Origin of the sequence: Legionella longbeachae, from assembly GCF_004283175.1 — a bacterium.
Lineage (GTDB): Bacteria > Pseudomonadota > Gammaproteobacteria > Legionellales > Legionellaceae > Legionella > Legionella longbeachae.
In genome coordinates, this window is the sequence record NZ_RXNW01000003.1 from 275,097 (window position 1) to 300,785 (window position 25,689).

Sequence of the window (25,689 nt, forward strand, 5' to 3'; positions counted from 1 at the left end):
TGATACTTTTAATTTATTGACTATAGTATTTTTCATCAAACCAAGTTTTTTATGATAAGGTAAGTGAATTGATAAACAACACGCAAAAGGTAGACCTAATAGAAAGGCTTAATCATTTGTTTAGGCTTCTTCGCATCTCGCATTGGACTAAAGGTGCATTTGTGATGCTCGGATTTTGCTATACACCTATCCCGGGATATTTTATTCCCGCACTGTTAGCTACTTTAGCATTTTGCCTTATTTCCAGTGCCGTTTATATTTATAATGATATTGAAGATAGAACTGAAGACAGTTTACATCCCCATAAACGACATAGGCCATTAGCAAGTGAGAAAATTACAGTTTCTGAGGCAATTTTCATGCTGTTTTTGCTTTTACTTGTCGGGCTTACTTTAGGTTGGTTAATTTCCAAAACATTAGCAATTATCCTGTGTGTTTATTTAGTAATAAATATAGCCTATAACCATCTTTTTAAGTTGATTCCTGTTATTGACGTACTTTGTATTGCTGCAGGATTCATGTTACGGGTTTTAGCAGGTACATCAGGTATTGGTTTATCTATCTCTGTTTGGCTCATAGTTGCTGCAACGTTAGTGAGCCTTTTTATTGCGTTAAATAAACGTAGAATGGAAATGCAATTAGGCCTAAAACATACAACACGTAAGGTACTGAAGAAATATAATCCTTTCATGCTTCATTGGCTAATAATGATTATAGGCGTCGCTAGTTTTCTTACTTATGTCTTTTATATTATTTATGCCAGAGATCAATCGTTTTACTTTATGTTGACTGTGCCCTTTGCAGCGATCGCGTTATGGCGGTTTGCTTGGTTGGCAATGCAGGATATTGAAAATGACGATCCTGTAATTGTTTTTTTACATGATCGATTATCACGAATCAATCTTTGGTGTTTCGTTATTTTAACTTTTATGGCATTAGCGCAATGAAATTGCAATTAGGGGAGTATGATTGTAATTTCATTGTATTATTTTTCTATTTAATGATTTTATATCTATTAAGTCTGAAGGGGCGTGCTTATTATTTTGACTTCATTAATTGAGCAAGGGAAAGTAATATATAGACTTGGTGATACAAAAAAATTGTTAAACAAGCCAAATAATTATACATTAAGCTAAATTTATATGGCTAATAACCATGATTCAATTTATCGTTATGAAATATATACAAACTCTTCTGAGATTTTGCCGATTGGACAATATATTATTTATTAGGGATTTCCATTATAAAAAGCAATTTTTTGATGTTATAAAGATAAACCTAATGTACTATCCCTGGACCACAGATGGGTTCAGAAGGACTATTATATGATAGAAATTGTGAAAATTTTTTTGAAGAGGTTGTATATAAAATCCCCCGTTCTTCTGAATGATCTTCTAGCAATTCCCCTAGCTTGGTATGCTGCGTATTGGTTACGATACAATCTACAGCCTTTCCCAGATAGGTTTACGTCCACACATTCCTTTTATGCACTGGCTTTGTTAACTGTAATTCAGCTTACTTGCTATTTCTATTTTAAAACATATCGCGGGTTATGGCGTTTTTTTTCATTAAACGATGTAATTCGAATATTAAAAGCATCTGTAACTGCCACGACAATAGCAATTCCTGTATTATACCTAACTTCAATTCTTCATGAGCTGCCTCGTTCAATATTCCCTTTGTACTGCGTTATTTTAACTGCTTTTCTTTGTAGTGCCAGATTATTAAGGAGACTTTATTGGGACCGACGCGCCAGGGGCAGTAAGACGACTGAAATGAAGCGCGTGCTTATAGTCGGTGCTGGTATGGCAGGGGAGGGATTAGTCCGGGATTTAAAACGGAGCAATCAGTACAAACCGATTGGTTTTATTGATGATAATCTATCGAAGAAAGGCTTGGAGGTTCATGGAGTTCCTGTACTGGGCGTTACTAGCCAAATTACCATGCGAGTTAAAGAGTATGCGATTGATTTGATTTTTATTGCAATTCCATCAGCAAGCTCTTCGATTATGCGGCGTATTGTCACCGCTTGCGAAAGCAGCAAAGTTCCTTTTAGTACACTTCCAGGCCTTAATGATTTAGCTGCTGGTAGAGTAGAAGTGAATGCTTTGAGGCCAGTAAATATAGAGGATTTATTAGGCAGGGAACAAGTTTATTTGCAATGGGATAAATTAATCGCGGAGATTTCTGAAAAAAGAGTATTGGTAACCGGAGGAGGGGGCTCGATTGGCTCTGAATTATGCAGGCAAATTTTAGCGCTTAAACCGCAAAGTTTGGTCATTGTTGAAAACAGTGAATTTAACTTATATCAAATTGAACTTGAGTTGAAACAGAATTTTCCAGATATTCCATTACAGCTTAAATTAGTAAACATTACTGATGAAATAGCGATTAACCAATTATTTAATGAGTACTCTCCTGAAATTGTATTTCATGCGGCAGCTTACAAACATGTTCCTCTTCTGGAAAATCAAATACGGGTTGCTGTTGTGAATAATATTTTAGGAACACAGATAGTTGCAAAAGCAAGTGTGGCCGCCCATACTGAAAAATTTATTTTGATTTCCACTGACAAAGCAGTAAATCCAACTAATATTATGGGAACCACTAAAAGAGTTGCAGAAATTTTTTGTCAGAATCTCGATAGCAGGGTAAAGACTCAATTCATTACAGTTCGCTTTGGGAATGTTTTAGGTTCTGCAGGAAGTGTGGTTCCACTATTCCAAAAGCAATTGCAAAATGGGGGCCCAATAAAGGTGACTCATCCTGATATGCAACGATATTTCATGACTATACCAGAGGCATGCCAGTTAATTTTACAGGCTATGGTTAATGGAAAAGGCGGTGAAATTTTTGTGCTGGATATGGGGGAGCCAGTTAAAATTAGCTACTTGGCAGAACAAATGATCCGCTTAGCTGGGAAGGAGCCTGGAAAAGATATCATGATTGAGTATACAGGCTTACGTCCGGGAGAAAAATTGTTTGAGGAACTTTTCCATGAATCAGAACAATTGGAGTCAACAGAGCATGAAAAATTATTTAAAGCAAAATTTCGTGAATTAAACTGGGATGAACTAATGCAAACAATGCACTTACTCAATAATGCGTGTATGGAAAACCAGGAAGATGAGTTACTTATTTTATTAAGAAGTTTAGTTCCCGAATTACATGCAACTGTTCTAGATAAAGTATTTAATTGATTTTATATATTAAGGGCAAGAGGTTTTGAATGATAGTCTCTTATGATGATTTTGCAAAAATAGAATTGCGTTCAGGTACAGTTGTTAAGGTTGAAGAGTTTCCACGTGCAAAAAAATCAGCATACAAAATATGGGTTGATTTTGGTGAGCAAATAGGTGTATTGCAAACATCCGCACAAGTTACGATACATTACACCCCAGAGTCTTTATTAGGCCGCTCTGTAGTAGGATGTGTTAATTTAGGCGAAAAAAACGTCGCAGGCTTTATTTCACAATTTTTATTGGTTGGATTTTCAGATGAAAATGGAGCGATATGTTTGATTACGGCCGACCCCAAAGTACCTAATGGACAAAAGTTACATTAGCCTATGGCCACTTTAAATTCTATGATACGAAATAATCCGAACCAGAATTCAGAATATTAACCGCGCGCGCCGCAAGCATTAAGATAATGGTTAATGAGATAAGAGCCTGGAGCATGGTCATGCATTTTGCCCAACGGGTTAATACTGGTGTATCTGTTGGGGAAAAGGCCGTTGTGGTGTTAAAAGCCAGGAATAAATAATCTACAAAATTTGGCGTCCAGTTTTTTAGGGGCTCGGCTATTCCAATCGTTTGTGTTAGAGAAAGTTGTATTTGAGGAAATAAAAAAGCAGTTGAGCCTGCACTTTCTTTTAATTCTCGCTGCACTGGGCCCCCAGCATCCAAACTCCAATACCATAATGCAAAAACCAGGATGTTAGTTGTCCATAAGATGACTGAAGAAAGTAGTAAGTGGTTTGGGCCAATTTGTCCATGAATTGTAGCAAGTATCAACCGGCTTACTGAAATGACTGTATAGAGGGTGATGAGAATATTAATCGCCAAGATAAGGTAGTGATTAATACGATTGTTATTATTCCATAGTGTGATTATTAGTGGAATCAGAAGTAAGCTTACTAAGCCAAGGAGTAAGCCTCTTGGACCCCAATAAAATATTTGCGGTAAAGCTTCATAAAGCAATAATAATAAGGGCAAGCCAAGTTGGCCAGCGGCTATTGATATTTTTTAAACGACTGTGTCTTGCAATCCTATTGCTATGAATTCCCTTCATATATACTCAAGTCATTTTATATTAATAAAATCAGTAAATTATTAGCTAATAGAATAACTTACTTCGAGTTTTATCATATTTCTAGCAAAATCAATCAAACTGGAGGAAATAGATCTTGAAATTTAACTCTGGTTTTTAAATGTAATGCTTTTTTCCTTTTCTTAGATAGGTCAAAGGTTTTATAGATTATTATGGGGATCACAAAGCTAACTGTACCAATATAAAAAGCGAGTTTATAGGTGGGATCCTTATTGAGTACAAGGAAAAACAAAGCAATAAACATAAGTACGATGGCAAGAATTCCTGTATACGGGGAATAAGGGGTTACATAACGGAGATTTTCTGTTGTATATCCTGCTTGATACAATCTACTTCTAAAGCGAATTTGTGATGTACATAATGAAATCCATGCAAGGGTGCCAGTAAAACCAGATACCAGAAGTAGGGCTATATAAAGTTTTGTTTGTCCAAAAAAATAACCTACACCTAAAAGGATCCAAATAGTTATTAATGTAGCAATAACAGCATTTTGAGGTACGGAGTTTTCATTAAATTTTGCAAAGGTATGAGGTGCCATTCCATCACGGGCTAAGGCATTCAGGGCACGTACAGTGCCGTAAAATCCAGAGTTGGCACAAGATAAAGTTGCACTAAGGGTCACAAAGCTTGTTACTGCTCCGGCCCATTTTAAATTGTAGAAGTTAAGTGCATCAGCAAATACCGAATTTGATAGCCCCGCTTTTTGCCAAGGAAAAATTAATACCAAGCAAAATACTGGGATGATGTAGATGAAAAGAATTCTTAAAGTGACATTTCTGATGGCATGTGGAATCATTCTTGCCGGGTTTTCTGATTCTCCAGCAGCAAGGCCTATGATTTCAGATCCTTGATAATTTACAAGCAAGAGAACCATAGCAGTTAACAATGGCATAGTTCCATTAGGAAGGAAACCTCCATCACCTATAATATATTTAGTCCCAATTATGCCTTGAGACTCTGGACCATGGATGAAACCAAAGAAAATTAAAATTGCTAAAATAACAAAGCCGAATAAAGCTAAAATTTTAATTAAAGCAAGCCAAAACTCAATTTCACCAAAAGTATCGACTTTTGCAAGGTTAATATAAGTAATCAGAAAACCAAAACAAATAGCCCATAAATAACCATTCACCCCGGTAAACATTTCCATAATTATACCCCCCGCCACACATTCAGCAGGGATATAGGCTACCCAACTAATCCAATAGGACCACCCTACGCCGCAAGCAACGGATGGAGATATAAAATCAGCGGTATAAGTAACGAATGAACCTGATATGGGAATAGCTACAGCAAGTTCACCCATACACAGCATAGTTAAGAAAATGATTAAACCGCCCAGTATATAAGCTAAAAATACAGATGGGCCGACCAGGTTGATAACCTCCCCTGTACCTAAAAAATAGCCTGAGCCAATAATTCCCCCTAATGCAATAAGCTGCACATGACGGTCTTTTAGTCGGCGGCTATAGCCACTGTCTTTAACGGTTTTATCTGTTTCTACGGTACTATTTTTCACGAGCTGTTTATTTCTCACAGGTTGCCATGATTTTGGGTGACGCTATGTTATATTCATCTGCAATAATTTAAAACTATTCTCAATTAAAAAAGCTGAAAAATATTTCATATATTACATTAAATTTTTCTTCTACTAATGTAAAAGCAGATTCAACGCGATATTATAAATCATTTTTCAACTATTTGAATATTTTTTTGCTAATTTGATAAAAATTATTATGAGCTAAAGCTTGAGCATTCATAATTAGTATTCACAACAACCCATTAAAAAAGTCCTTTTTATTTAATTTTTCAATAAAATTAATAATCCAACAATTCTACGCTCGTTTAGATAAGGACAATAAGCTGTTGCATCATCATTAAACTTAAGTATACTTTTTTATAAGCCGCTGTAGCTCAGTCGGTAGAGCAGTTGATTCGTAATCAGAAGGTCCGTAGTTCGATTCTGCGCAGCGGCATAGTAAAATCAATAAGTTACGTAATTTCTCATTGTGGTAAGTTTTTTGTGTCGCATCTGTGTCGCAATTAAATTGCCATTTAATTAGTTTATTTTCTTTGGTTTAATTTCTAAAATTCACTAGTATTACCGATTTGAGTTTTTAATTAGATAACGAATTGAAATCATGGAAATGATTAAGCCTTAAACTTGCAATAAAAGAAGAATTGGAACAGTTTCTGTTTATCAAAAGAATTTTTCCAGAACATTGGCTCGACCTTATGCAAGGTGGAAATAAACTAATAAATAAAATAGCTCTATAATTTAACAAAATATTACTCATTAATAATGGAATAGAGGAATGAAAATTAAGATAAATGGATGGCAAAGATTATGGGTAACAACTGGAATACTTTATTTTTTTGTCATAGTTTTTATGACATGGACTATTTTTCCTACAGAAACTACTAAAGAATATGTATGTAATGATTCTCAAAATCCATTTTGTGATCTTGCGATTGATAAAGAGTTTGCGCAAAAACAATTACGAAATGAGCAAATAAGTATATTAGAAAATGCTTTTCTAATGTGGATATTACCTTTGGTATTTCTTTATATAGTCGGATTGTTAATAAAATGGACTTATGAAGGATTTAAAAAACCTTAATATGTTATCGATTAAAATTACATATGCCTTATGGTAGCTCTAGCTAGGCCTGAATAGGTATTTTTAGAAGAGGGAGCATTAGTGATTTAATATGGGATACGGGTAACATGAAGATGAAATGAACATTTATTAAATGCATGGCTAATATATGAATCTCGAACAAAAAAAATTATTAGCTCAATTGGAGAAAAAATTTAAGCTAAAAAATTATCAGCATACATGCTTTGCTTTTGGCTGTTCAAAAAAGGCTATCGAATCACATTCTCAAACAGAAAGCCTAGTTGCAAGGTTGTGTGATAATAATAAAAAAGTTTATGGTCTTGCTAGAAGTTTTTTTGATTTCTGTAAGTATCCAATTAAACTAACACCTATTAGTCAATCATCTGTATTTAAAGGTTTTTGTAATGATCATGATACTAAGTTATTTTCAACAATTGACCAACAAAAGAATCAAATCGATGATAAAGATGCTTTTCTCTATTTTTTTAGAGCATTATGCTATGAACAATTTCGAAAAGAATTAGCATTCCAAAAATATCAATTTCAACTGAATCAAATAAGCAAAGAATTCTCAACAAAGGATATTTTAGATTTAGCTCATTATATTGGAGATATAAAATACAAAATACAGGGAATCCAACTCTTTTTAAACAAGGATATCAAAAGGCTAAGAATGATACTTGAAAAAATTCAAGCTACGAAGGAATATAACCAAATAAAATATTTTTTCATGATGACAAATAAACTTCCTGTTTCAATTTCAACACTTTTTAATCCTCTTTTTGATGAGTATCAAGCTATTTATGATTATCCGATTCAACCATTGATGTCGCTAAATATTGTACCATTACAAACAAAAAGCATTGTTTGTATAGCCTGGATCGACAAACACTCATCCTATATGAAGAATTTTTTTGATGAACTTACAGAATTAGGAGTTGAGCGTATATTAAATATATTGTCATTTCTTGAGTCTGAGGATGTTATTATTCAACCATCATTTTTTGATTCTTTGAATGAAGTACAAAAAAATAATTTAATTAATTGCATTGCTATGCCACATGAAGAGGAGAAAAAATTGTTGTGGGATAAATTCCCTGTTTTTTTTGAAGTGGATATTTTTGATAAACATGAAAAATTATAGTTGTTACAGTTATCTACCCAAAAAATATTAGTGCTGGAAGCAGATTAGAGATGTCATCGTTAGCTCGCGTAGGACGGGCCTTGACCCGACAAGTTGTGCCTATTCACCAAATTGATCCACTATTTGTAATATATCACTCCAAGCCCAATTCTAGTCGATGATTACCATGCGTATGTATTTATAAATACTCGAAAAATTCCAATCAGACTCTTTTCTGACAAATTTATGCTTGCTGTTGGATAGGCGGATAAGCACACCAAATGAAAACCTCCTCTTCGTTTTCATTTGGTGCAGTGACAATTTCTTCATTATAAAATTTTTTTAGAAAACTTGGATGATGGGTAAATTTTATCAGAATTATTTTTGAAAACTTTTCTAAGAGACTTTTTTGAACAAGAATAAATTCAGAAATGTCTTTTTTAAGGCGATTAAACTCATATTCATATAAAAAATTCATACTCATATTGTTATCGAAGTTAACAAGTAAAACAGGCTTGTATTGTTCATATTGTTTTTTATTCGCTTTTTTCAAAATGACCTCTTTAATTCGATTTATTTCTTTTTCATAATCGATTTCAATTTTACAGCTTAATTCCTCTGTATTCTTATCAAAGGAAGTTCTCGTCTCATCTTTCATGGCCTCTAGATATTGAAAATGTTCTATTCGAGCTTTACCGTCTAAAGTAGAGGTAACTTCTATAAAAATTTCATCTCCATCATCTAGACATATTTGAGCATCAAATCCTGAGTTGCTGTTGTCAATTGGAAGTAATATTTTTGAGATACTAGAAATCTGAGGGGTTTTTTTAAGGAAAAGAGCCAGAGGAAAAAGCTCTTCTTTGGTTTTTTTTAAGTCATCGTTGAAAGGACGGTTGTCTTTTGTTTTGTTCATTCCTCGTAAATCTTTTAGGCCACCTCTAGTATATGCTTTTTTCAATGCTTTCAAACAGGAGTTGTAAAACTCTTCGCAAGAAAAGTATATTTTATCTTGATTATTTTGGTTCACTTATTTAAAACCTCAATTTAAAGAAATTGGATTGTTTCACTAAGCTGGACAATGGGCAATAGGGAGATTGGAGAGATAGGAGCAAAATATAGTAAACGTAATTCGTATTAGGCAAGTGCCGTGATACGGGATTATTGGCTCGTTAATCATGACAATTAGATAAAGCCTGTTTGACTTTAGTTAACATTTTAGGTGTAACTTTCTCTTGATTCTCAATTTTACTAATGTAGGCTTGAGTGACGCCTATCAAAGTGGCTAGTTCTTCTTGAGTCAACCCAGCATGAATACGAACCAAGGCTACTGGATTATCAACGTAATCAGCAGGATTAAAGATCTCATAATCCTCATTTTCTTGAGTATGTTTTAATTGCTCAATAATTTGATGACGTAAGGCATTGTAAGTGGCTACAGGTAATAAAACATACTCTACTTTGCCATCAAGTGATTTAATTGTTTGCAAATTCATTTATAAGCACCTCCACGCGGTTTAATTTTCTCAATAGAGATAATTCTTACTTCATCATCTCTGTCGAAAATAATTCGCCATGAACCAACACGCAGACGAAAATAAGGTTCGCCTTTTAATTTTTTTATGTCCAAGATTGGATTATCTGGGTCTTTACCCAGCTAGCCGTTTGTTTGCAAACGGGATTTAACTGACCTTATTCATTAGTAAAAATATAGGGTTTTAAAAGCTCAACGAGCCGATGTCTATCAACAATTCCTGAAGCTGCTTGTTCGATAATATCTGGTAATTCACTATTTTCCTCCAAGGCATAACCATTCAAGTCAAGAAAATAAGTTGCGCTCAAAAAGGCAGTTCGTTTATTTCCATCGGGAAAAGCATGTGCTTTGGCAATGCCAATGATGTAGATAGCTGTTAAATCAAGAATATCATTGATACTTTCATAATGATGATACTGTTCCGCACGTTTAAGCGCTGATTCAAGTTTTCCTATATTAGTAGCAGAAGCATTAGATAAGATTTCGCTTTGAATAAATATCACATCTTCTACCGTTAAAAAAATTAATTCCATTATTTATCCGCTAAGGCTTTAATAGTCGCAGCATGTCGCTCTTTTAATTTGGCCACAGTTTGGGCGCGTTTTTTATGTTTTGCTTCTTCAAGCTGAGCCTCGGTTGGTGTGCCAACTTTAGCTATGATAAAAGGTTCTTGTCCTTTGCGAGTAAAGCAGATTTGTTCACCATTGGCGATTTTTTCCATGATTTCACATAAATGTTCGCGCATATGAGTATAAGACACTGTTTGCATGGTTTTCTCCATATTTCCTGTACATGTACAGTATAATTGATTTTATATACTTGTTTCAAGTCAACTTGGCTAAATGAAGTGCAACCAAACAAATACAAGCTCAATCATTGAATCCCAGCTTTATCGTATTTGAGCATCAGATTTTGCCCCAAATTGTTGCATCATCACTAGATTTCATGGTGTTCTTTCATAAATATTTGTTCAAAATTATGGTGTGTTCATTAAAAATGAACAGCATAAAAAATGAACGAAGTTTCTTAATCTCAAAACCTTGAATACCAGAAATTATAGTTCCAATGTGTCATGTGTTGAAACCAAGTATGATTTGCAGAAATTTAAATGTAACTCATTATCTAAAAATTGGGACAATTGGGGCCTCGGGACAATCGCATAAACACTATATTTTAGGTGTCCCAAGGTAAAATATTCACTTGGGACAAATGGGACAGATTCTGCCAGAAAAATTTTTTTAGTAACAATAAATATCATTGAATAACAATGAGATCACAGGCCTTGAAAGCGCTTGACTCCCTTTTAAATTCCAAGCAATACTTCTTGCGAGCTGTAAACTTTTACGGGTCCACGTTCCTGTAAAAGTCACGGAAAATGAAATATCACGACTACTATCCGGCCGGACAGTCAACTGATATTCATCGAGCAGGACGCATAGCGTCGGCATTAAGCTGAATGAATAATCATTTGATGAGGTTCTATATGAATAAAAAACCATCTCGTTTACAACTGTTAAATGAATTTGAGTCTGCACCAACTTCCGCGTTGTTTAATCAACACACTTTGGCCGCTGTTTTAGACTGTTCTACCCAACTTTTGGAGCGCAATCGTTGGGAAGGAAAGGGTGTTCCCTATCTTAAAATAGGCCATAAGGTTTTGTATCGCAAAAGTGATGTGCTGTCTTTTCTCCAACAACAAAAAATTTATCGCTCTACTGGTGATGAAGGAGAATTCCTTTCACTGGTCAACGAATAAATATAGCAATAGATTTGTTCACGGATGGATAGGTTTCTATCTTCCATGAGCGTGGTTGGAGAAACAGTGATGCTGCAAAATCAAATTATTACGTTAAAAAACCAAAACGGTCATAGTCCTATAACCTGTGAATACGCTGGAGGTTGTTTTAAATTAAATGAGCAGGGCGTATCTTTCCTTGGAAAAGACAAAGATGGCAACCCAATGGCACCACGCTGGATTTGTTCTCCTTTGTATGTGGTGGCTAAAACGCGTGATTCCAAAAGTGGTGAATGGGGGCGATTACTTGAATGGCAGGATGATGATGGGGTGCTTCATCAATGGGCAATGCCCCTGGCTTTGTTACAAGGAGATGCTTCTGAGGTCAGGCGAGAATTGGCGCGCCTTGGTTTAAGTATCTCGCCCCATAAAATTTCCCGGGATTTACTGACTACCTATTTGCAGGTCTTTCCTGTAGAAGACCGAGCACGTTGTGTCGACAAACTGGGTTGGCATGAAAACTTCTTTGTTACTGGGTCACAAATCATTGGTCATTCATCTGAGAAAATTGTTTTTCAAAACAGTCATGCGGTCGAATCAGCCATGTCTGTATCAGGTACTGTAGAAGATTGGCGAGAATCAATAGGACGTCTTGCGTCGGGTAATTCTCGATTAATTTTTGCCATCTCTGCTGCTTTTGCTCCTGCATTGGCAAAAATTGCTGGTGAAGACTCAGGTGGTTTTCATTTCAGAGGCGCTTCTTCAAGCGGCAAAAGTACTGCGTTACAAGTAGCGGCTTCGGTGTGGGGGAATCCACTGACTTATTGCCGATTATGGCGCAGTACAACTAATGGTCTTGAAGGGCTGGCTGCTTTGCATAATGATGGTTTATTAATTTTGGATGAGTTAAGCCAGATAGATCCTAAAGAAGCAGGGGAGGCCGCTTACTTGTTGGCCAATGGTCAAGGAAAAACACGGGCATCGCGACATGGAACAGTGAAACAATCGTCTCGATGGTCCTTATTCTTTCTTTCTGCTGGGGAAGAGTCCTTAATGTCTCTCATGGCCAGAGCAGGGCAGAAAACTAATGCAGGACAAGAAATACGTTTAGCGGATATTGAAGCTGATGCTGGTTTGCATAAAGGGATTTTTGAAAAAATCCATAATCAACTCAGTCCCGCTAGCATGGCTTTATCTTTAAAGGAATATTCCAGTAAGTATTATGGTGGTGTGGGTATGGCATGGCTTCAAAAGGTGGTGACAAACCAACAAAGCATTGCAACACGCATTGCTGATGGGATACAAGAATTTGTAAATAGTGTTATTTTACCAGATTCAACGGGACAAATTATCCGCGTGGCGCGACGTTTTGCATTGGTTGCTGTTGCAGGTGAATTGGCCAGCCAATATGAATTGACCGGATGGAAAGAAGGCGAGTCTACATACGCAGCCTATAAATGTTATCGAGCATGGCTGGAGCATTTTGGCATAGAGGGTAATCGAGAAGACAGGGCAATCTTGGCTCAAGTTAGAGCCTTTTTTGAGTCCCATGGCGCCAGTCGGTTTGATAATATAAGAACGCCAAACAACGAACGGATTCAAAATCGTGCCGGGTTTTATTCAACCGATGATGCGGGGTTTCGTGTGTATATGGTTTTAACAGAAGTATTTAAAAAAGAATTATGTCAGGGATTTGAACCACGAACAGTTGCTCGTGTGTTAATAAATGAAGGCTGGTTAAAGCCGGCAACAGATGGCATGCCAACCCATAAACCAAGAGTCAAAGGAGTAGGAACACCCAGGGTTTATGTATTTACGGATAAAATCTGGGGTGGGGAATAAGACTCTAGAATTTTGTCCCATTATTTTTAAGTTATGGGACATATTGGGGCGGCTCTAACCCAGTGTTTATGCACTGTCCCGCGTGTCCCAAATGTCCCGCTAATTTTTAAGATATGACCACAGAGTATTTCGCGATTTAATCCCCATCTCATCACGAATCAGCCAACACGTCTTGTAATTTTCATATTCAGGTAGAAGATACTCATACATTTGTTTTGCATATAAATAACGCCAGCTTTTGGTACTGGATAAACGGTGCTTGGCCAATGCACTGCGCCAGATGATACGGATTTCGTCATAGGATTTTAATTGGAGTAGATTGCCATATTGTTTTGTGAGCCAGTTAAAAAGATTGAGTACCGCCTTCTGGCTTTCAGTTCGTATCGGTATGGTTCGGTCGGTGGAGTTAAAAGCAATGTCTCGGGTTATCCAGAGAGAGCATTCACCAACCTGGATACGTGGTTGAATTAGAATCGCTTCTTTGAACGTAAGTCCAAACTCGATTTGTAATCCCATAATAACTCTTGCTAAAGGGTCATTAAGTGACTTCCAGAAATCTGGAGGGATAATTTTCTTCCTCTTTTTTCTTGCTTTAGGTCTTGAGAGTTCAAGCGATTGATTATCGATATTGGCAATAGAACAATCGTTCATCTGTAAAAAGCGGCGGATAATGGTCATATAACGCATGATGGTGACTGGATTAACATTTTGTTTTTTCCAGTAACGCACCAGCTTGTGAACCTGCTCAGACTGCAAGGCCTGCCATGAAGGTGGAACCTGTCGGATAACAAACAAATCATCAATCATCTTACGGATGACATAAGCACGGTGCTTCCGGTACAAGTATTTACCTTGCCTGTCCAGTTTAATATACCGATTAGCGAATTGTCTTAAGGATTGTGTACGCATCTTCCCATCTGCAAAAATTAGTAAAAAAAGAATTTGCCCTGTGTATTGTTTAGTGTTGGTCGAGCGGTTCACTCTCTGTTGAAACCCGGTAAAAACCGTAAAGCTCGAAGAAGGGGGCAAATCAATCGTTATAAGGCAAACGATCTCGCCATTACAACTAGGTTTTTCTGGTTTTTTTCTCCTCAATAAATAAAGTAAATGAAAGCGATAAAGCAGGGCTTTATCCCAAATCCATGGTCAAATTAATAATGACTTAGAGTTCCAACGAACTCCCTTTACCGAACGGCAAAGGTTCCTGAAGGTTTCCCGACTGTACGTCCAGCCACAAGGTTAGGGAATGAGAGTGGCTTAGCATAAGACGCCTAAGCGTTTCATCGGATTTGCGCCGATTCATCAGTCATGCTTCATTTAGAAAATATCAAAGTGCAGATCTGGGAGCAAGCCCCTTACAGGGAATATTTTGTCCTATCTTATCTTGTGCGTCAGGACAAATGGTCTTTTTAGGCTTGGTGTTGGAGGGTTAAATAAGGTGAATTTTTCTGCGTCACTGCTGGGAAGTTGCAGTGACGCAGAACAAACAATCACTTTAGCTTATAATTTAAACCGTAGACGGCACTATGGATAAAACGCTATAGCTCTAAAACTTAAGTCAAAATTTATATCAAAGAGCAAGAATGAAAAAATAATAATTATGGAGTGTTTCTCTTAGTGATGATTTGGTACTGGTATGTTAATTGGTGATGAGGTTAGAGAGTATTGTAAACAAAGTAATCTGTAATGCTGTTCAATTGTTCCGCTCAAAAAAATTATCAAAGCTATATTTTTCTATTAAATTACGCCACTTTCAACAAGTATTAACAGAATCCATTCTATATGTTTAATTGATTAAAAAAAGACCTTCTGATAATATTTTGACTGGTTGTTTAATTAATCTATATTTTAGATAGGAAAAAATAAAAAAATGGGTAAAAGTTAATGAGCGAGATGAATCAGACTGGTACCCTTGAGGCAAATGAAGACCGCGCGAAATTGATTTCTGATCGTATTAATACGTTACGGCCAAAATTACTCGATTTAACAAGAAGAAACCCTCTAATTTCTACGAAATTTTCTGAACGATCAAACTCATTGATAAGAATAGTAGATGAAGTTCCCGAGTTATTACTTAAATCTATAATTTCTGGTGAAATGCGAATTGTGCCATTACCTGATTTAGGCACTGATCCTAGTGATGAACAGACTTCAATATTTCAGAGTTCTCTAGCAGAGGCTAGGCTCAATGACGAAATTTACTTAAGTAAATTAGATGAAATAGATTCTGAAAGTGATGAGGCGCCTAATCTTTTAGCTCAAGCAGAACGTCAATTAAAAGATAGAATTAGAGAGCGATTAAACTTACCAATGAGACAAACAAAAAATAATCTATCTTTACAACAGCATGCAAAAAATCATGGAATTTCTCCTAATTACGAATTGTTTTTAGAAGGGCACCAAGCTGAGGATGGGCGGCACGGTGATCAAGATATTCAGACTCTTCTGTTACCTGAGATATTAGAAAGACGGTTAAATGCACTGTGTGCAAAAGAAAAAACTTGGAAAGAAGAGACAGGAATTAGTGTATTACATGCTGCATTTGGGTTTCTTGAATGGGAGGACGGAAATAATAGCTCTACGCAGTTTTCTCCGTTAGTTTTAATTCCTGTTTATATCGATAAAAAACGAACTAGGAGTGGCCAAGAGTTTTGGGTTATCGGTGATGAGGCAGAGGTGCATGAGAATAAAATTCTTGCAGAGAAATTGCGCCTAGAGTTCAATATTATACTTCCAGAATATACAAATCAGGGTTTAGAAAAATACTTTCGAGAGGTTGCCGAGCAACGTCCAAAAAATATGACATGGCGAATTAGGCGGTGGGCTACGATAGGTGTTTTCCCTTCAGCTAGATTAGCGATGTATCACGATCTTGATCCTGAGGGTTGGGATTTCGCGTCTAATGAAGTTGTTTCTCTTTTATTTGGCGGTACAGACACGGGACATGATGCGTTACCTTTTGGAGAGGAGTATCATGTAGATGAGCCTGAAATTGAAAGCAAAGTACCTTTCATTATTGCTGATGTAGATTCTTCACAATTTAGTACTATAGTTGATATAGCTAGTGGAAAAAATTTAGCAGTTGAGGGCCCACCAGGGACAGGAAAATCGCAAACAATTGTAAATACTATTGCAGCTTCGCTTTCCTTAGGATTGAAAGTTCTTTTTGTGGCAGAAAAGTCAGCGGCACTAGAAGTTGTTGGATCAAGGTTAGAAGCATATGGAATTGGTAAATTTTTATTACCATTACAGGCAAACCGTTCTGGAAAAGAACAAGTAATATCTTCAATTAGGGATAGGCTTGAAATGAAGTCATGTGCCAATCCTTCAGAGTTAGAACATGCAGTTAAACAATTTAAAGATACAAGACAAAAATTAAAATTATATGTAGATATTTTATCCTCCACCTATGGAAAAACAGATCTTACTATTTATGAAGTTCTTGGGAGAAGTATTAAATTTTCAGATTTAATTAACAATTTACCGGAAAAAATAAAAAAGCTAACCATTCCTGAAACAAAAATCATCACATCAGATAAATTAAATGATATTTTATCTCGTTGTAAGCAGGTTGAAGAAGCATGGGAAGCTACATTACTGTATCCAGATTCTTGGAGTATTATTCAAATAGCTAATATTGATCCTTTTCTTGCTGATGAGTTAATTGATTTGGCTTTTGATATCTCTGCTCTTTTTGCTGAGGCAGATAAACAACGACAATCATTAATAGAATTTCGACTTTCACCCCTAATTGAGAATGAAAGGCTTAGCAAAATTAGTACCGCTATTAAAAATGCTCCAGAGATCTCAAATCAAGATCTTGATATAGTCACTAAGTTAACTTCTAACGAAATTATAGGGATTATAAAAAATTATCTAAATGAAGCCCGTTTGTGGAGAGATAAAAGAGACAGCATTATTGATCTATTCAAGACTGATCTAGATTCGGTTGTCATAGAAGAATTATATCTTCTCAAAGAACTATGTTTAAAATACCGAATAGAGTCATGCAACGAATTGGTCTTAGATTCGATCATCCCAAAATATAAAAAATCTCTTGAAGACAACATACAATCAGTGGAAATTTGTAATAAGGTAATTAATATATCAAAAAGTCTTGGCAAGATAACAGTTCATGATTTTATTAAAATGCTTGAGATTATCTCTGGTATATCAAAGCAGATATTATCAGTTAGAAAGAGCGACTTTGATGATCCGATAACGCATATATTGATAGAGAAACAGGCTTCACAAGCTCAGGTTTTAAAGAAAACTCAATCTTTACTTGATGAAGAGTTTATTTTATCGATGCTTCAGGAAAGTGAGATTACAAATCATCATGCCGAAACATTCCGTCACTCAGGCTTTTTTTCTTTTTTCTCAAAGAAATATAGGCAAGCAAAGCAATATTATAAATTAGTGTCTAAAAATAAAAAATTTAATAAATTATATGCTACTCAAAAACTTAGCCAATTAGGGCAATGGCAATTAGACGTAAAAGTTTTTTGTGAAAATGAAGTCATGAAAAATATTCTTGGCTCGCATTTTTTTGGTATAGAGACAGATTTTTCTCCTTTTGAGGAAGTAATATCATTATTTAATAATATTGAACATGAATTTTCAGGCTCTGATTATATTGATTTGAGGACTTTTCTAAAATTTGCGGATAGTGAAAAAATTCAATCAATTCCCATAATCGAAAAAAATCATCCTCTCTACGAAATAGAAGACACTACTTTGGAGAATGTAGCCGAACGAATTACCGTTTTGCAAGATCAAGTTAAGGATTGTGAGAGTGATCTCATACAGCTTAAAAAAATTATCAAGGTATTTAAAGAGCCTGAAAAAATATCAAAAGAGCAAATTATTGAGCTTCCATTAATATTTGAGCAGTTATTAAAAACAAGGGAACACTTAAGACATAATAATGATGATATCAAAGGTATTCTGGGAGTAGCTTACAAAGCTGAACTCACTGATGATCATGAGCTAGAAAGTTGCTTTATATTGGCTATGAATCTTATAGAGTTAAATGAGAATGAGCGACAGGCACTTTTGTATAGTACAAAGCAAGGTTTTGTAAAAAAATTGGAAACACAAGTATCGTGTGTTATGGCTTGTGATGCTCAGGCCTTAACTAGTTTAGAAAAAATTGCTGCCATGACAAATACTTTGCCAGAAAGATGGCTAGATAATATGACCTATTTGGCTTTTTCAAAATGGATGGAACAGGCATCTAAAAATAAAGATGGGTTGGTTGCATATTCGCGATTTATTTCAGCTAAAAATAATGTAAAGCAAGATGGATATATGGAACATATTGAAATTATCTTGTCTGAAAAATATGGGAATTTATGCGAAATAATCGAGGCATTAATAACACGTGAAATGGCTCGTGAGATCTATAAATCTCATGGTGAAATATTAGCATCATATAATGGTAGTAATTTGAATACATTAAGAAAGCGTTTGCAGGAAACTGATAGAGCAGTAATAAAGCTTTCTCGCAAACATTTGCAAGCTGAACTTTTTAATAAGGCTTGTCCACCACCTGGAATAGGTTTTGGGCGAAAAAGTGAATTTACTGAACTTGCATTACTTAAAAATGAAATATCTAAAAAACAACGCCATATTCCAATTCGCAATCTTACAAAAAGAGCAGCAAGAGCACTGTTAGAGATTAAACCTTGCTGGATGATGTCTCCTTTAGCTGTAGCTCAATATTTACCTCGAGGAGGAGTTGAATTTGATCTTGTAATTATTGATGAAGCATCCCAAATGACTCCAGAGGATTCAGTTGGTGCATTGATACGAGCCAAACAGGCGATGATCGTTGGTGATACTAATCAATTACCTCCTACAGGATTTTTCCGCAAGATGCTAGAAGATGACATTGCAGATGAAGATGAAAAAGTAACTGAGGAATCTATTCTAGAAATGGCGAACGCTTCTTTTACGCCTGCAAGACGGCTTCGTTGGCATTATAGGTCTAGACATTCGGGATTAATATCATTTTCTAATAAACATGTTTATAACAATGATCTAGTGGTGTTCCCTTCTGCGCAGGAAGATCATCCACATATGGGAATATCTTATATCAAAGTTAATGGGACATATTCCTCGGGTACTAATCCTAAAGAAGCTATGATCATGATAGACGCGATTATCGATTTTATGAGAGTGCATACCGATAAATCTTTAGGTGTGGTTCTTATGAATCAGAAGCAGCGAGATCTATTACTCGATGAAATGAACTATGCTTTGGAGCAACATCCGCAAGCAAGAGAGTATATAGAGAGGTGGGATGTAGCTAATGATGGATTGGAATCATTTTTCATAAAAAACCTAGAGAATGTCCAGGGCGATGAGCGAGATGTTATTTTCATTGGTACTGTTTATGGAGCAGAAAAAGAAGGGGCTCCAGTAATGCAACGTTTTGGACCGATAAATGGAATAGCTGGAAAACGAAGGTTAAATGTTCTCTTATCTAGAGCTAAAGAGCGAATTGTTACGTTTTCCTCTATGACTGCGGCAGATATTCGTGCGGAAGAAGAGTCCAATCCTGGTGTGTATATGCTTAAATGTTGGCTAGAATACTCTAGCTCTGGGATTCTGGAGGCTGGACAATACACTGAAAAAGAACCTGATTCGGATTTTGAAGAACATGTTATTAAGCAAATAAAATCAATTGGTTGTGTAGCAATCCCACAAGTTGGTGTTAAAGGATACTCTATTGATATAGGCATTAAGCATCCAGATTGGCCTCATGGCTTTATTATGGGAGTAGAGTGCGATGGTGCATCTTATCACTCTTCTCGTTCCGCCCGAGATCGTGATCGTTTAAGACAAGAGGTTTTAGAGGGACTAGGGTGGAATCTTTATCGTATCTGGTCAACAGATTGGTTTGAGGATCCGCGACGTGAAACAGAAAAATTAAGAAGAGCAATTCATGCGAGATTGTCACAATTGGTGAACTATCCGGAATCCCGGGGCGATTGATTTTTGTATAAGCATATTTTCTGAATGTGATGTTGCTCCTAAATTTTTACATAGGTGTCCATTTACCAAATATCTTGGTGAGTAAGTTTACCTATTTTTAATTTAATAATTAGGAAGCATTTGAGTTTATAGTTGTAAGATACTAAATCAATGTAAGAATCTTGATCTTCTGTAGTGGCTCTTTGCTGATGTGCCTACAAAAGCAAAGCCGTTATTTTAGCTCAGAGAGACCTGGGAAAGTAGGTCTTTTTTTCCTACTTGCTTAGATTGGTAAAATTAATGACCTAACCCATCAATTATTCTAAATTCTAGAATATAGAATGGTAAGGTCAATTATTAATATACAATTTGTACTTTATTTATTCATTGAAAAATTTGAGAAACTTAATCTAACAGCAAAGAAGGTTTAAAATCTCTAAAATAAGCATTCTTAATTTTTGTTGCATGCGATTTGATGATCTTTACAGGCTTTAACTTTATCGCTTTTAAAGAAAAGTTAGCTATAGTTTCAAATTCTGTATCAATATTAGTCATTTCTCCATTATAATTTAGATAACGAATAATTTTACCTTCCAAAAATGACTGATAGCTAGGGTTTGAATGAACAGAGGTCGGAAACCCCAAGATATTTAAATTTGTTCGGTCAAAACCAAATCCAATGATGATTATTTCTTTAGCATCCGTTATGAGGGATTTAAGATGTGGCATATGACTGGTGCTGTCACGCATAGTTTCTATATTGTCTTTTAATTCAAAAGCCTTGGCGAATCTTTTCGTACTGCTTATACTTTTATTGCCTGTTTTCTTTTCAAAATTATACTTCCCATACTCAAATTCGATATTTTTATATAGACTCCCGTACACGTGCTCTATTCTATATTGCTCTAAATATGATAAATCAGGGTATGTATTTTTTAATATTTCAATGTTAGATAATGTGTTATGTAAATAATAATCTAGGCTCATATCATAGTTAAAAGTAATAATTTTTAACTTTGGATCAAATATATTGGCTGGATTATCGGCACAGCCATATAAAATGTCATTTAAAAGATAGGGATACCAATGGTCATCGTATTTGTTCTTTTCGGATTTTCCCCAGAATGAAACATTAAAATCATTTATATTTTCTAATTTAAGAAGAGTATAAACAATCATTAATTTCCCAGCTTTTTCATGGCTTGGGTTGTCACGTAAAAAGATATCAATCGATACAGGAGAATACTGATTAATAGCTTCTTTAAGTTCATTAAGCTCTTTTATTTCATTTAGCTTAATTTTTAAAAAGAAATACCCCTTATTATCAAGTTGTATCATTTCTCGTTTTAACGACGCATTTATTTGATGATTGTTTATTCGTTGGTTTTCTGGAATATCTGAAATTTTAGGACAAAATTTATTATTCTCAGCAAACATAGATAAATTGAAATTACATGGGGGCTCTGTTTGTTTTAATGGAAAAAATACTTCGTCCGTTTCTATATTATCAATTATTTTTTTAACAAGCTCAGCTCCAGTAGGATATCCATAATTTAAACTTGAACCTGCGCCTAGAATTAACAAAGTGTTGTGCGAAAACATAAACATCTTAATTTTGCAATGAAATAGCTTAAGATTAGCCGCTAAAAATAATCTAATCAATAAAATAACATATTTATAAAGTAATATTTAAAATAAAAAAAAGGGTAAATTAGTCATAACAATAAGGCTTAAGTTTTTTCTTTTGCATGATTGTTTTTGTCTTTCGGTCTCTCTTTGGTTGTCATTGAAAGGATCCCTTAAAATCTTTGTGAGAGGATTCGATTCTAGAGCCTAGCTTTTGATATTCCTGAAAGCTACTGTTACTTAAAATAACGTTGATTAATAAAGCCATATTTTATTAATCATAATTATGCTATATTCTGATTAATAAAAAGAGAGGTTATTAATCATGAAATGGAATTGGCAGCTTGAAAATTGGCCTAATTTTACTTGGGACTCAGATAAATTAGTTGTGTATGAGCAGTCTTTTACTGAGAGTGCTGGGATTATTATTGGTTCCTCACAACATATTTCTCAAGAAGGTAAGCAAAATTTATTTATCGATTTGATGTGTACTGATGCTTTGGATAGCTCTGAAATTGAAGGTGAGCATTTAAACAGAGATAGCGTTCAATCTTCAATAAAAAAAGAGTTAGGGTTATCTACAGAAGCTCCTAGAGCGAGCATGGCAGAGCGTGGGATCGCTAAAATGATGGTTAACTTATATCAAACGATTCATAGTCCGCTAACACATCAGGTTTTATTTGAATGGCATCAATTTTTAATGGGTAATAGCCATCATTTGGAACATATTGGTCAATATCGTAATCATGAAGAAGCAATGCAAATTGTTTCTGGGCCTGATTATGATCGAAAAATCCATTTTGAAGCACCTCCCTCAAAACGTGTTCCGGCCGAAATGGAGCAATTTATTAATTGGTTTGAACGAAGTTCTCTCACCGGTTCAGCCCCATTACCCACATTAACCCGAGCAGGAATAGCTCATTTGTGGTTTGAGAGTATCCATCCTTTTGAAGATGGAAATGGAAGAATAGGACGAGCTATAGCAGAAAAAGCCTTATCGCAAGGATTTTCAAAACCAGTAATGACAGTATTGGCAAAAATATTATTAAAAAAGAGAAAGGTATATTATCAGCAATTAGGTTTAGCAAGTAAAACTTTAGACTTAACATCTTGGTTAATATGGTTTGCTAACATCGCCTTAGAAGCGCAACAAAATACTTATTTGTATATTGATTTTATTATTAAGAAATCTGTAATTTTAAGGGGAGCGGAAGGGAAAATTAATCCAAGACAAGAAAAGGTCTTATTAAGATTATTTCATGCTGGGCCTAATGGATTTGTAGGTGGTTTAAGTGCTAAAAATTATATGAGCATAACAGGCGCGCCCATCGCTACAACAACCAGAGATCTAAATGACTTAGTTAAAAAAAATATTCTCAAACGAACTGGCGAACTTAAAGCGACTCGTTATTTTTTAAATCTTGATAATACTTAAATGAAGTTTGTTGAATTTGAATGCAGTGAGTGTCCAATCTAAATGCCCAGCAGTGAGTTCCAAAATGGAACTTACTGAAGCTTATAATTTAACAGAAATTGTAAAATTATATTTGTTCTTTATTTATAGTTGGTATCGCAATTACTTCAGCAGATTTAATTACTCCCATACACTTCAAAACATAATCAGTAATAAGCTGCATTGGCTTTCTCAATCGTTCCACATCGACGATAATATACCCTGCAGTCACATCATTACTCATCTTATGGTTCATTAAACGCTTTAGGGCATAAGCAGGGATATCCAGACTTTCTGCAATGGTTATGAACGTACGTCTCAAATCATGTACTGTGAAATGAACACCTGAATTTTTTGTAACATGTGCCATTTGCTTGCGCGGTTCTATAATATGGCCTGCGGCTCCTGGTCCTGGGAAAACATAGTCGTTAATTGCTTTTGTCTTTCTAGCGATTAGCAAATCATAAAGAAAATCAGAAAGGGGGAGGGTATGGGATTCATTGTTTTTTGTTTTATTAATAGTAAATGTTTTCGCTTTTAAGTCGATGTCAGACCATTTTAAAGTAGCTGCTTCTTGTCGGCGTAGTCCTGTCAGTAAAATGAGCAGCAAATAATCACGTAATGTTTCATTTTGAATTTGTTGTAATCCTGCATACCAGGCGGCAAGTTCATGAGATTTTATATAAGTTTTTCGTCGTTCAATGCGATACCAGGCTCGTGTTTGTGATAGGCGTTTTACTGGGTTATCTATGAAAAGAGAGTGTCCACTATTATCTTCGTATTGACCAGCAGCAAAATTGAATAGGGCGCGTAGTATTCTCATGGCCAAATTCGCATAGGCTTCACCACGTTCTTGGCCTAGTTTTTCATGATATTTGGCAATACGATCTCGGGTAATAGATAACATCGGTTTGCTTTTCCAGTTGGTGAAGGCTTTATCTAATATATGTTTGTAGTTATCTAGAGTTTTGGGTTTTAAGTTCTTTCTGGTTTTAATGTAGTCTTTAAAGACTTGATTGAGGGTTATATCTTGAATTGCTGCTGCCTTTTTCTCAGCAACTGGATCAATACCCATAGCGATTTGCCCCAAGAGATGCAGGGCTTTGTTCTTTGCCATTTCAGCGGTTAACTCTGGGTAATGCCCTAAAGTAATTCGGCAGCGTTTTTTATTGATGAATTTTTCAACGAAAAAAGCTTTTGCTCCTCCCGAAGTAACACGTATACCAAATCCCTTTAGGTTGTCATCGTAATATCTTTTTTGCGCTGTTTTTCCTTCTTCCGTTGCTTGAGGAAGAGGGAGGTTTTCTACGTTTGTTTTGTTTATTTTCATAGTCGATTTTTATGTTCGGTTTTTTATGTGTCGCATCTGTGTCGCACTTGTGTCGCACAATTGTTTAAAATTCATTAATAGAACTTATAACGTAATGGTGTTGCAACATCAAGTAAATAAAAGAAAATTAAAAGAATTTAAAAATGTGTCTAATTGGCTAAAACACATAATTTACTAATTCGTAATCAGAAGGTCCGCAGTTCGATTCTGCGCAGCGGCATTGTAAAATCAATAAGTTACAAATAGAAAGTTAAAAATTGAAGAAATTTGGTACCTTTTTGGTACCAGTTTTGAAATGTAATTAATAGATATTAATTGATATCAATATAACGGGTATTTTCCGCGCCTTTCCCAAAAACGGGGGCATATTATCAAGCCCATAAAACTCTAACTCTTAATCTATAGTTTTCAAAGTTTCTGGGTCTTTCCCAATTACCTGAATCTTCTACACATCTTGTCTATCGCAAAGAAACATGATCAAATCACCTCTTTTTGAGGTGATGTATGGATTTAGCCATAGAGGATGCTGCGGCATGGTCGGAAGCTATTTTTGGTTCAGTTGATTTAGGTGATAAACGACTGACTCGTCGGTTAACTCAGATAGGTAAACAACTATCATCCATGCCTGGTGGTTGTCTTCCTGAAAGTTGTGAAGGTCAGGATGCGCTTATAGAAGGGAGTTATCGGTTTTTACGCAATAAACGAGTCACTGCGAATCAAATTGCAGAGGGTGGCTATCAAGTAACAAGTTGGTTATCTCAGTCAAACCCCACGCTTTTAGCGATTGAAGATACGACCACGCTATCCTATACCCATCAAGTAAAAGAATCGTTAGGAGATTTAGGTGGTCCCAAAGAAAAAAGCAATCGCGGTTTTCATGTTCACACCACCCTGCTCATGGATGCAGAGCAAGAGAAAACAATAGGATTAATAGCGCAAGAACGTTGGTGTCGAGATATCAAAGAAAGAGGCAAAAAAAATCATCGACGAGTAAGGTTATATACAGAGAAAGAAAGTTATAAATGGGAAAGGAATACCCGAGAGTTAGAGAACCGTCTGGGTTCTAAAATGTTTGATGTGATTTCTGTTTGCGATAGGGAGGCAGATATCTTTGAATA

The 25,689-nt window shown here is 35.5% G+C and carries 20 protein-coding genes and 1 tRNA gene; 11 read left to right on the top strand and 10 right to left on the bottom strand.

Features of this window, described 5'->3' with window-relative positions:
- Nucleotides 1–68: 68 nt before the first annotated feature.
- The 3 genes from EKG34_RS04620 to EKG34_RS04630 all read left to right on the top strand — a co-directional run bounded on the left by EKG34_RS04620 (nucleotide 69) and on the right by EKG34_RS04630 (nucleotide 3,565).
- Nucleotides 69–947: a decaprenyl-phosphate phosphoribosyltransferase gene (locus EKG34_RS04620; protein WP_003632406.1), complete on the top strand. Its 879-nt coding sequence runs from the start codon at nucleotides 69–71 to the stop codon at nucleotides 945–947.
- Between the two features lie 378 nt (nucleotides 948–1,325).
- The gene (locus tag EKG34_RS04625) at nucleotides 1,326–3,200 is read left to right on the top strand and encodes a polysaccharide biosynthesis protein (protein WP_003632404.1); all 1,875 of its coding nucleotides are present in this window, start codon (nucleotides 1,326–1,328) and stop codon (nucleotides 3,198–3,200) included.
- A gap of 29 nt (nucleotides 3,201–3,229) precedes the next feature.
- Nucleotides 3,230–3,565, top strand: coding sequence for a tRNA-binding protein (locus tag EKG34_RS04630; protein WP_012978931.1), 336 nt, complete (start codon nucleotides 3,230–3,232; stop codon nucleotides 3,563–3,565).
- Between the two features lie 19 nt (nucleotides 3,566–3,584).
- Here EKG34_RS04630 and EKG34_RS04635 read toward each other — a convergent pair whose 3' ends face one another.
- Together EKG34_RS04635 and EKG34_RS04640 are read right to left on the bottom strand one after the other, a co-directional pair.
- Nucleotides 3,585–4,217: a membrane protein gene (locus EKG34_RS04635; RefSeq protein ID WP_012978932.1), complete on the bottom strand. Its 633-nt coding sequence runs from the start codon at nucleotides 4,215–4,217 to the stop codon at nucleotides 3,585–3,587.
- Nucleotides 4,218–4,387: 170 nt separating this feature from the next.
- A complete protein-coding gene (locus EKG34_RS04640; protein WP_003632400.1) occupies nucleotides 4,388–5,869 on the bottom strand; it encodes an amino acid permease in 1,482 nt (493 codons plus the stop codon).
- A 366-nt stretch (nucleotides 5,870–6,235) separates the two neighbouring features.
- Between EKG34_RS04640 and EKG34_RS04645 the strand changes: the two genes are divergently transcribed.
- From EKG34_RS04645 to EKG34_RS04655, 3 genes are all read left to right on the top strand, one after another.
- Nucleotides 6,236–6,308: transfer RNA gene (locus EKG34_RS04645), tRNA-Thr, on the top strand.
- Between the two features lie 339 nt (nucleotides 6,309–6,647).
- The gene (locus tag EKG34_RS04650) at nucleotides 6,648–6,953 is read left to right on the top strand and encodes a hypothetical protein (protein WP_080619812.1); all 306 of its coding nucleotides are present in this window, start codon (nucleotides 6,648–6,650) and stop codon (nucleotides 6,951–6,953) included.
- A gap of 148 nt (nucleotides 6,954–7,101) precedes the next feature.
- A complete protein-coding gene (locus tag EKG34_RS04655) occupies nucleotides 7,102–8,097 on the top strand; it encodes a hypothetical protein (protein WP_080619811.1) in 996 nt (331 codons plus the stop codon).
- Between the two features lie 223 nt (nucleotides 8,098–8,320).
- Here EKG34_RS04655 and EKG34_RS04660 read toward each other — a convergent pair whose 3' ends face one another.
- The 4 genes from EKG34_RS04660 to EKG34_RS04680 all read right to left on the bottom strand — a co-directional run bounded on the left by EKG34_RS04660 (nucleotide 8,321) and on the right by EKG34_RS04680 (nucleotide 10,376).
- Nucleotides 8,321–9,103: a hypothetical protein gene (locus EKG34_RS04660; protein WP_080619810.1), complete on the bottom strand. Its 783-nt coding sequence runs from the start codon at nucleotides 9,101–9,103 to the stop codon at nucleotides 8,321–8,323.
- Nucleotides 9,104–9,245: 142 nt separating this feature from the next.
- Nucleotides 9,246–9,569 carry a helix-turn-helix domain-containing protein gene (locus EKG34_RS04665; RefSeq protein WP_080619809.1) on the bottom strand — a complete coding sequence of 108 codons (324 nt, stop codon included), beginning with the start codon at nucleotides 9,567–9,569 and terminating at the stop codon, nucleotides 9,246–9,248.
- A 196-nt stretch (nucleotides 9,570–9,765) separates the two neighbouring features.
- Entirely contained in the window at nucleotides 9,766–10,140 is a 375-nt protein-coding gene (locus EKG34_RS04675) for a type II toxin-antitoxin system death-on-curing family toxin (protein WP_080619808.1), read from the bottom strand.
- Nucleotides 10,140–10,376: a hypothetical protein gene (locus EKG34_RS04680; protein ID WP_080619807.1), complete on the bottom strand. Its 237-nt coding sequence runs from the start codon at nucleotides 10,374–10,376 to the stop codon at nucleotides 10,140–10,142. The genes EKG34_RS04675 and EKG34_RS04680 overlap by 1 nt, the downstream gene beginning before the upstream one ends.
- Before the next feature lie 714 nt (nucleotides 10,377–11,090).
- On the opposite strand from EKG34_RS04680, the gene EKG34_RS04685 reads away from it, so the two are divergent.
- Together EKG34_RS04685 and EKG34_RS04690 are read left to right on the top strand one after the other, a co-directional pair.
- Nucleotides 11,091–11,363 (top strand): MerR family transcriptional regulator, encoded by a 273-nt coding sequence (locus EKG34_RS04685; RefSeq protein WP_080619806.1) that lies wholly within the window; start codon nucleotides 11,091–11,093, stop codon nucleotides 11,361–11,363.
- A 69-nt stretch (nucleotides 11,364–11,432) separates the two neighbouring features.
- On the top strand, nucleotides 11,433–13,184 hold the full coding sequence (locus tag EKG34_RS04690) for a DUF927 domain-containing protein (protein ID WP_080619976.1): 1,752 nt from the start codon (nucleotides 11,433–11,435) through the stop codon (nucleotides 13,182–13,184).
- Between the two features lie 99 nt (nucleotides 13,185–13,283).
- Here EKG34_RS04690 and EKG34_RS04695 read toward each other — a convergent pair whose 3' ends face one another.
- On the bottom strand, nucleotides 13,284–14,093 hold the full coding sequence (locus EKG34_RS04695; RefSeq protein ID WP_080619975.1) for an integrase: 810 nt from the start codon (nucleotides 14,091–14,093) through the stop codon (nucleotides 13,284–13,286).
- Nucleotides 14,094–15,077: 984 nt separating this feature from the next.
- On the opposite strand from EKG34_RS04695, the gene EKG34_RS04700 reads away from it, so the two are divergent.
- On the top strand, nucleotides 15,078–20,183 hold the full coding sequence (locus tag EKG34_RS04700; RefSeq protein WP_165391538.1) for a DUF4011 domain-containing protein: 5,106 nt from the start codon (nucleotides 15,078–15,080) through the stop codon (nucleotides 20,181–20,183).
- A 62-nt stretch (nucleotides 20,184–20,245) separates the two neighbouring features.
- Here the strand turns inward: EKG34_RS04700 and EKG34_RS18530 are convergent, their stop codons facing one another.
- Together EKG34_RS18530 and EKG34_RS04710 are read right to left on the bottom strand one after the other, a co-directional pair.
- Nucleotides 20,246–20,335 carry a hypothetical protein gene (locus tag EKG34_RS18530; RefSeq protein WP_223800126.1) on the bottom strand — a complete coding sequence of 30 codons (90 nt, stop codon included), beginning with the start codon at nucleotides 20,333–20,335 and terminating at the stop codon, nucleotides 20,246–20,248.
- A gap of 232 nt (nucleotides 20,336–20,567) precedes the next feature.
- Nucleotides 20,568–21,764: a hypothetical protein gene (locus EKG34_RS04710; RefSeq protein ID WP_080619804.1), complete on the bottom strand. Its 1,197-nt coding sequence runs from the start codon at nucleotides 21,762–21,764 to the stop codon at nucleotides 20,568–20,570.
- 349 nt (nucleotides 21,765–22,113) lie between these two features.
- Here EKG34_RS04710 and EKG34_RS04715 point away from each other — a divergent pair, with 349 nt between their 5' ends.
- A complete protein-coding gene (locus EKG34_RS04715; RefSeq protein WP_080619803.1) occupies nucleotides 22,114–23,223 on the top strand; it encodes a Fic family protein in 1,110 nt (369 codons plus the stop codon).
- 106 nt (nucleotides 23,224–23,329) lie between these two features.
- Here EKG34_RS04715 and EKG34_RS04720 read toward each other — a convergent pair whose 3' ends face one another.
- On the bottom strand, nucleotides 23,330–24,571 hold the full coding sequence (locus tag EKG34_RS04720) for a tyrosine-type recombinase/integrase (RefSeq protein ID WP_080619802.1): 1,242 nt from the start codon (nucleotides 24,569–24,571) through the stop codon (nucleotides 23,330–23,332).
- A gap of 504 nt (nucleotides 24,572–25,075) precedes the next feature.
- Here EKG34_RS04720 and EKG34_RS04725 point away from each other — a divergent pair.
- Nucleotides 25,076–25,689, top strand: a 614-nt coding sequence (locus EKG34_RS04725; RefSeq protein WP_130560088.1) for an IS4 family transposase, incomplete at its 3' end; no start/stop codon positions are given.